The organism is Actinomadura rubrisoli (assembly GCF_004349215.1).
GTDB lineage: Bacteria > Actinomycetota > Actinomycetes > Streptosporangiales > Streptosporangiaceae > Spirillospora > Spirillospora rubrisoli.
The window spans coordinates 1-7082 of record NZ_SMKU01000425.1 but is presented as its reverse complement, the minus strand read 5'-3'; the positions used below and the strand labels follow the sequence as shown (position 1 = coordinate 7082).

8 protein-coding genes and 1 pseudogene are annotated in these 7082 nt (G+C 74.0%); 1 reads left to right on the top strand and 8 read right to left on the bottom strand.

The features are described from left to right. Positions 1–203: TetR family transcriptional regulator (locus E1298_RS41865; protein ID WP_131902937.1), on the bottom strand; the 203-nt coding region annotated here is incomplete at its 3' end. A gap of 141 nt (positions 204–344) precedes the next feature. Here E1298_RS41865 and E1298_RS41860 point away from each other — a divergent pair. Continuing rightward, a complete protein-coding gene (locus E1298_RS41860; protein WP_243726166.1) occupies positions 345–1769 on the top strand; it encodes an MFS transporter in 1425 nt (474 codons plus the stop codon). Positions 1770–1786: 17 nt separating this feature from the next. On the opposite strand, the gene E1298_RS41855 is transcribed toward E1298_RS41860, so the two are convergent. From E1298_RS41855 to E1298_RS41825, 7 genes and pseudogenes are all read right to left on the bottom strand, one after another. After that, the gene (locus E1298_RS41855; RefSeq protein ID WP_131902938.1) at positions 1787–2188 is read right to left on the bottom strand and encodes an ankyrin repeat domain-containing protein; all 402 of its coding nucleotides are present in this window, start codon (positions 2186–2188) and stop codon (positions 1787–1789) included. A gap of 111 nt (positions 2189–2299) precedes the next feature. Continuing rightward, positions 2300–2638: pseudogene (locus tag E1298_RS41850) on the bottom strand (ATP-binding protein); the annotation flags it as partial. Between the two features lie 103 nt (positions 2639–2741). Beyond that, positions 2742–3401, bottom strand: coding sequence for a lysophospholipid acyltransferase family protein (locus E1298_RS41845; RefSeq protein WP_243726165.1), 660 nt, complete (start codon positions 3399–3401; stop codon positions 2742–2744). 135 nt (positions 3402–3536) lie between these two features. Next, on the bottom strand, positions 3537–4160 hold the full coding sequence (locus E1298_RS41840) for a GOLPH3/VPS74 family protein (RefSeq protein WP_131902935.1): 624 nt from the start codon (positions 4158–4160) through the stop codon (positions 3537–3539). 2 nt (positions 4161–4162) lie between these two features. Then, entirely contained in the window at positions 4163–4396 is a 234-nt protein-coding gene (locus E1298_RS41835; protein WP_131902934.1) for a type II toxin-antitoxin system antitoxin, read from the bottom strand. Between the two features lie 4 nt (positions 4397–4400). Further along, positions 4401–5315 carry an SPFH domain-containing protein gene (locus E1298_RS41830; RefSeq protein ID WP_131902933.1) on the bottom strand — a complete coding sequence of 305 codons (915 nt, stop codon included), beginning with the start codon at positions 5313–5315 and terminating at the stop codon, positions 4401–4403. A gap of 39 nt (positions 5316–5354) precedes the next feature. Further along, positions 5355–6908 (bottom strand): MFS transporter, encoded by a 1554-nt coding sequence (locus E1298_RS41825; protein ID WP_131902932.1) that lies wholly within the window; start codon positions 6906–6908, stop codon positions 5355–5357. Positions 6909–7082: the final 174 nt, after the last annotated feature.

Sequence of the window (7082 nt, the reverse complement as noted above, 5' to 3'; positions counted from 1 at the left end):
GGCAGGACGTGCTTGAGCGCGTCGGTGACGAGCTCGTCCTTGGACGGCCAGCGCCGGTAGAGGGCGGCCTTGCCGGTGCGCGCCGCCGCCGCGACGCCCTCCATGGTCAGCCTGCGGTAGCCCACCGCCTCCAGCTGCGCGAAGACGGCCTCGTAGATCGCGGCCTCCAGGTCGCCGCCGCGGCGGCGCGTGCCCGTGCTCACCGCCCGCTCCCGTCCGGTCGGCCCGTCCCCGCCAAAATCAAAATAGTGAACGCTAGCGTTCTCTTTCGTGCGGATCGGTGATACGTTCCCCACATAGTGTACTTCGCCGTTCCTTAAGTCTCATGGCCCGGAAAGGTCGTCGTGATCGCTTCCCACGGGCGGACGGCGGACCGGCGGGAGATCGTCCCTCCCTCCGGCGCCGCGCCGCGCCTCCATCATCGTCCAGGGATCGTGCTCGGCGTCATCGTGGGCTGCCAGCTCATGATCGCGCTCGACACCTCCATCGTCACCATCGCGCTCCCCCAGGTCCGGGACGGGCTCGGGCTGTCGACCGGGGGGCTCGCCTGGATCCAGAACTCCTACATGCTCGCATTCGGCGGGCTGCTGCTCCTCGGCGGGCGCGCCGGGGACGTCTTCGGGCGCCGCCGGACGTTCACCGCCGGGGTCGCCCTCTTCACCCTCGCGTCCCTGATCGGCGGGTTCGCCACCAGCGGCTGGTTCCTCCTGGCCGCCCGCGCCGCCCAAGGCGCCGCGGCGGCCTTCGCCGCGCCGAGCGCCATGGCCCTGATCGCCACCAGCTTCGAGGGCCGCGCGCGGGTCCGCGCGCTGAGCGTGTTCTCCGCCGTGAGCGGCGCGGGCGCCGCGATCGGCATGATCGTCGGCGGGGCGCTGACCGAGGCCGGGTCCTGGCGGTGGGTCTTCTTCGTCAACGTGCCGGTCGGCGCCGTCCTGGCGCTGCTGGCGCCGCGCGTGCTCGCCGAGACGGGGCGGCGGCCCGGCCGGTTCGACATCGCCGGCGCGCTCGCCTCGACCGCCGGGATGACCGCGCTCGTGTACGGGCTGATCAGGGTCGGCACGGACGGCTGGCGGGACGACCGGGGGCTCGCCGCGTTCGGCGCGGCGGCCGTGCTGCTCGCCCTGTTCGTCTGGGTCGAGCGGCGCGCCCGGCAGCCGATCATGCCGCTGTGGCTGCTCACCGGCCGCGACCGCGCCCCGTCCTACCTGAGCCTCCTGCTGGTGGTCGCGGCGATGTTCGGGGCGTTCTTCTTCCTGACGCAGTACCTGCAGCAGGTCCTCGGCTACGGACCGCTGCGGGCGGGGGCGGCGTTCCTGCCGATGGTCGGGCTGCAGTTCGCCGCCGTCCGGATCGTCCCGCGGGTGCTGCCGAGGCTCGGCGCCCGCGTGCTGATCATCGGCGGGGCGGTGCTCATCGGCGCGGGGCTGCTGTGGCTCTCCCGGCTGACGGCGGGGGACGGCTACGCGGGCGGCGTGCTCGTCCCCTTCATGCTCATGGGCGCGGGCGCCGGGATGACGATCCTGCCGCTGAACGTGACGATCCTCGCCAGCGTGGGCCCGGAGCACTCCGGGGCCGCCGCCGGAGTCGCGCAGGCCATGCTGTGGTCGGGCGCGTCACTCGGCTCGGCCGTCATGGTCACGGCCGCCGGCTCCGCGGGCACCGCCCCGGACCTCCTGCGGGGGCTGGAGGCCGCGTTCCTGACCGGCGCGGCCTTCGTCGCGGCGGCCCTGCTCGTGGCGCTGCTCGTCCTGCGCGTCGAACGCACCTGAGCAGGCAGTAGGCGGCGCTACGCGGGGGGCGCCGCCTCGCCGAACCACTCCAGGAACTCGGTATGGCCGAACATCCGGGCCGTGTCGGCGGCCGACGGCGACCCGGCCCGGGGGTCGGCGCCCGCGTCGAGCAGCGCCCGGACGACGTCGGCCTCCTTCTTGAACACCGCGCCCGCGAGGGGCCGCTGGCCGCGGTCGTTGGCCCGCTCCGGGTCGGCGCCGCGGGCCGCGAGGGCCCGCACCGTCGCGGCGTGGCCGTGGTAGGCGGCGAGCATCAGCAGCGTGTCGCCCTTGCCGTTGGCCAGGTTCACCGGGAGCCCCGCCTCGACGTAGGCGACGAGCGGCCCGGTCTCGCCCGCGCGCGCCATGTCGAACATCCGGGTCGCGAACTCTTCCAGCTCCGGATCGGACTCGTCCATGGACGGCACACTACCGTCGCCGTCCGCCGCGCCCGCGTCGGTGAGCCGCCCGCCCAGGCTGTCCTCGGCGTAGCTCAGCCGCTTCTCCAGCGCCACCAGCGCGCCGTCCTCGGGGAAGGTGGCGAACCGGACGTCGTCCGCCAACTTCCTCATGATCATCACACCGCGGCCGTGCTCGGCGCCCGGGCCCGGGTGCCGCACCCGGTCGGCGTCGAACCCCCCGCCCGAGTCGATCACCTTGATCACGCAGCGCCGGTCGTGGATGGTGGCCCGCACCGTGTAGACGTCGCCGCGGGCCGCGTGCATGATCACGTTGGTGCACGCCTCGGTCAGCATCATCTCGATGTCGTCGCAGATGGAGCCCTCGACGCCGAGCGCCTGAAGAGCCGCGTCCAGGATCCGCCGGGTCGCGGGAACGCTGGCCGCGTCGCGGGGGAGCAGGAGGTCCATGCTGATCTCCACGTCGCCTCCGTCCTCGTCATCCCGTCCCCTGTGTGGTGCCCTGATCGTCGGGCTCAAACCTCGCGGGGGCGCGACCGGAAAGGGCCTCCGGTCAGGACGCGCCGTCCGGCGGGGGCGCGTAGGCGTCGACGTACTCCTGGTCCGACAGCTTCCGGATGGCCTCCATGATCTCGTCGGTGACCTCGCGCGCCGCCCGCCCGCGCGGCGTCCCCTCGTCCCGGCCCCGGAAGTCCATGGGCTCGCCGATCCGCAGCCCGATCCGCCCCGGCCTCGGGACGGCCCGCCCCCGCGGCTGGATCCGGTCGGTGCCCTCGATCGCCATCGGGACGACCGGGGCGCCGGTGCGCATCGCCAGCCGCGCCACGCCCGTCCGGCCCCGGTAGAGCCGCCCGTCCGGCGAGCGGGTGCCCTCGGGGTGGATGGCGAACACCCCGCCGCGCTCCAGGACCCGCGCGCAGGTGTCGAGCGCGTCCAGCGCGGCGCGCCCGCCCGACCGGTCGACCGCGATGGCGCCGACGCTGCGGAAGAACGTGGCCGTCGCGCGGCCCCGCACCCCCTCCCCGGTGAAGTACTCGTTCTTGCCGAGGAAGTGCACCCGCCTCGGCACCATCAGCGGCACGACGAACGAGTCCAGGAACGCCAGGTGGTTGGCGGCGAGGATCACCGGCCCCGTCGGCGGGACGTGCCGGAGCCCGCTCACCCGGGGCAGGAACGCCACGCGCATCGCCGGGCCGAGTACGACATGCTTCATCAAGGGGTAGATCAGACGTTCAGGATCCATGTAAGGAGCAGGTTATGGTGCGCACGCCCGCCGTCGCGGTGCCGCCCCGATACAAGTTCAAACCCCGGGACCTTGTAGGAGTTAGATATTGCAGAGCCATTGGCGTCAGCCGGCGGCGGCGGCGTTCTGGGCGCGGATGACCTTGCGGACCGCGGGGGCCGCGGGGCCGGAGCGGGCCGTCAGCTCCTCGATGCGCCGCTTGTGCCGCCGCCGGTCCGCGCCCGGCAGGACCGTCTTCAGCTCCCCGGCCGCCGCCAGCGCGACCGCCGCCGCGTCGTAGCTGTTCACGTGCGCGACGGGACGGCCCCGCAGCGCCGCCGACGCCCCGCCCCACAGCTCCTTCACCACCCGCGGGTCCCGGACGGTGACCTGGTGGCACGGGAACAGCCCCCACGCCCGGCGCCTGCGCACCCGGATCCACCCGCCCCGCACCAGCTCGTCCCGGATCGTGGCCACCATGGCCCGGCTGTCCTTGCGGATCCAGTGCTGCCAGGAGCGGGGCCGCGACGCCGCGATCTGCGCCAGCAACCCGTACGGGTCGTCCCCGGGCGTGCCCGGGACGGGACGGCGGCGCTCCTCGCCCAGCCGCCCGTCCAGGTAGAGCTCGGTCAGGGCGGCCGCCCGCAGGACGTACCCGAGCTGCGACCCGCCCTTGGCCATCTTCTGCTTCCGCGCGTCGTAGGCCAGCAGGAACATCCGCGCCGGCAGCGAATCCGGAACCTCGACCATGCCTAATCCCCGCTCCCGTCGTCCTCGTTCCCGTCGGGCTCCGCCTTGGAGGGACGCCCCGGCCTTCTCATCCTCCTCGCCGAGCCCGGCATCCGCCCGGCCTCGCCGAGGGCCTGCCGCAGCAGGAACTCGATCTGGGCGTTGGTGCTGCGCAGCTCGTCCCCCGCCCACCGGGCCAGCGCGTCGTGCACGGCCGGGTCGAGACGCAGCAGGATCTTCTTGCGCTCGGAGGCCACGGGGTCACTGGTAGAGAGTGCCGGTGTTCACCACCGGCTGCGCGTCCCGGTCGGCGCACAGCACCACCAGGAGGTTGCTGACCATCGCGGCCTTGCGCTCCTCGTCCAGCTCCACCACGTTCTCCTCGTCCAGCCGCTCCAGGGCCAGGTGCACCATCCCGACCGCCCCCTCCACGATCCGCTGCCGCGCCGCCACCACCGCGCCCGCCTGCTGGCGGCGCAGCATCGCCTGCGCGATCTCCGGCGCGTACGCCAGCCGGGTGATCCGCGACTCGATGATCTTCACGCCCGCCGACGCCACCCGCAGCGACAGCTCCTCCGACAGCTGCGCGGTGATCTCGTCGGCGTTGTCGCGCAGCGAGGTCCGGTCGGCGGCGTCGTAGGGGAAGCTGCCCGCGATGTGCCGGACGGCCGCCTCGGTCTGGAACGCCACGAACTCCACGAAGTCGTCGACCTCGAACACCGCCCGCGCGGTGTCGCGCACCTGCCACACCACCACGGCCGAGATCTCGATCGGGTTGCCGTCCAGGTCGTTGACCTTGGCGTGCCCGGTCTCGTGATTGCGGATCCGCGTCGACACCCGCCGCCGCTCGGTGATCGGGTTCACCCAGCGCAGCCCGTCCGTGCGGACCGTCCCGGCGTACCGTCCGAGCACCTGGAGCACCCGTGCCTCGTTCGGCGCCACCGGCGTCAGCCCGGCGGCCACCACCAGCCCGGCCAGCCCCAGCACGACCGCGACGACGATCCCCGCCGCGACCGCCGCCCCGCCGCCCGCGGCCACTCCGAGCACCACGGCCGCGGCCGCCAGCAGGATCAGCGCCACCGCCAGCCCGAGCATCGGCCACCCGCCGACGTCCCGCGCCTCCCGCTCGGAGATCTGCGGCCTCGGCATCTCCACCTGCACCGTTGCGTCCACCATGCGTTCCTCCTCCGTTATCACCAGAATAGCAAAGTGATATCACTTTTCCAAGGAGGAGGCGGCCACCCCGGGGCCGGCGGACTCGGCGTCCTCGATGACCTTGGGGACGTTGCGGAGGGTGGCCAGCGCGAAGACCGCGACCAGGGCGGCCAGGCCGGCGCTGCACAGGAGGGCGGCGTGCATGCCGTCCACGAACGCCTCGCGCGCCGCGCCGGTGACCTGCGCCGCGAGCCGGTCCGGCAGGCCGGCGGCGGCCCGCACGGCACCGGTGAGGGAGTCGCGGGCCGCGGACGCGGCGGGCGCCGGGACGTTCGCGGGCATGTCCAGGGTGTTCCGGTAGACGGCGTTCAGCACGCTGCCCAGCACCGCCATCCCGAGCGCGCCGCCGAGCTCGGTCGCGGTCTCGGAGATCGCCGACGCGGCACCGGAGCGGTCCTTCGGGACGGACGCGAGGACGGTGTCGGAGGTGACCGTCAGCGCCATCCCCATCCCCGTGCCGGACAGCAGCAGCACCGGGAGCATCGCCAGGTAGGGGGTGTCCAGGCCGATGGTGAGGAACAGGGAGAACGCGGCGGCGGAGACCGCCAGGCCGAGCGCGACGACGCGGGCCCGGCCGAGCGCGGAGATGAGCGGCGGGGCGAGGGCCGCGCCGCCCACCATCGCGCCGAGGGCGCCCGGCAGCCCGGCGAGGCCCGCCCGCAGCGGCGACCAGCCGAGCGCGAGCTGGAAGAACAGCGAGAAGATCAGAGACTGGGCGACCAGCGCGAACATCGCGAACATGTTGGTGCCGACCGAGCCGCTGAACGCGGCGTTGCGGAACAGCCGGAGGTCGATCAGCGGGTCGGCCGCCCGCGCCTGCCGGACGAGGAAGCCCGCGAGGGCGGCGGCGCCGAGGAGCGCGGAGACGGCCACGCGCGGCTCGTCCGGGCCATGGGCCGCCGCCTCCTTGACCGCGTAGACCAGGCCGAGCACGCCCGCGATCGACAGCGGCACGCCGAGCAGGTCCATCCGCCCGCCGACGGTGCCGCGCGCCCCGGGCAGGACGAACGCGCCCGCCACCAGCGCCACGAGCATGATCGGCACGTTGATCATGAAGACGGAGCCCCACCAGAAGTGGTCCAGCAGCGCGCCGCCGACCACGGGCCCGAGCCCGACCGCCAGGCCCCCGATGCCGGCGAAGAGCCCGACCGCCATCGTCCGCTCCTTGGGGTCGGTGAAGACCCGGCGGATCAGGCTGAGGCCGGACGGCATCAGCGTCGCGCCCGCCACGCCCAGCAGCGCCCGGGCCGCGATCAGCAGCCCGGCGCTCGGCGCATAGGCCGTCACGGCGGACGCGGCCGCGAACAGCGCGGTGCCCATCAGCAGGAGCCGCTTGTGCCCGATGCGGTCGCCGATGCCGCCCATGGTGATCAGCAGTCCGGCCAGGGCGAACCCGTAGGCGTCGGCGATCCACAGGATCTGGGTTGCCGAGGGGTCCAGGTCGGCGCTCAGATGCGGGACGGCCTGGTTGAGGGCCGTCAGGTCGATGTTCGGGACGATCGCGAGCAGTCCGCAGATCGCGAACGTCCCCCACTTGCGGGCTGAGGTGTACATGCCGACGAGCCTCGGCGGACGCGCTGACCACGCGCGCACCGTCCGCTGACCATCCCGGCCGCGCAACGTCAGCCCAACGCGCGCGCGAAGCCGGAAACGGTTCGCGGGAAATCGGCGGGCCGCGGCACCACGCGTGCGCGGCACGCGCTCGGCGCCCGCCACCCACCTGCCCGC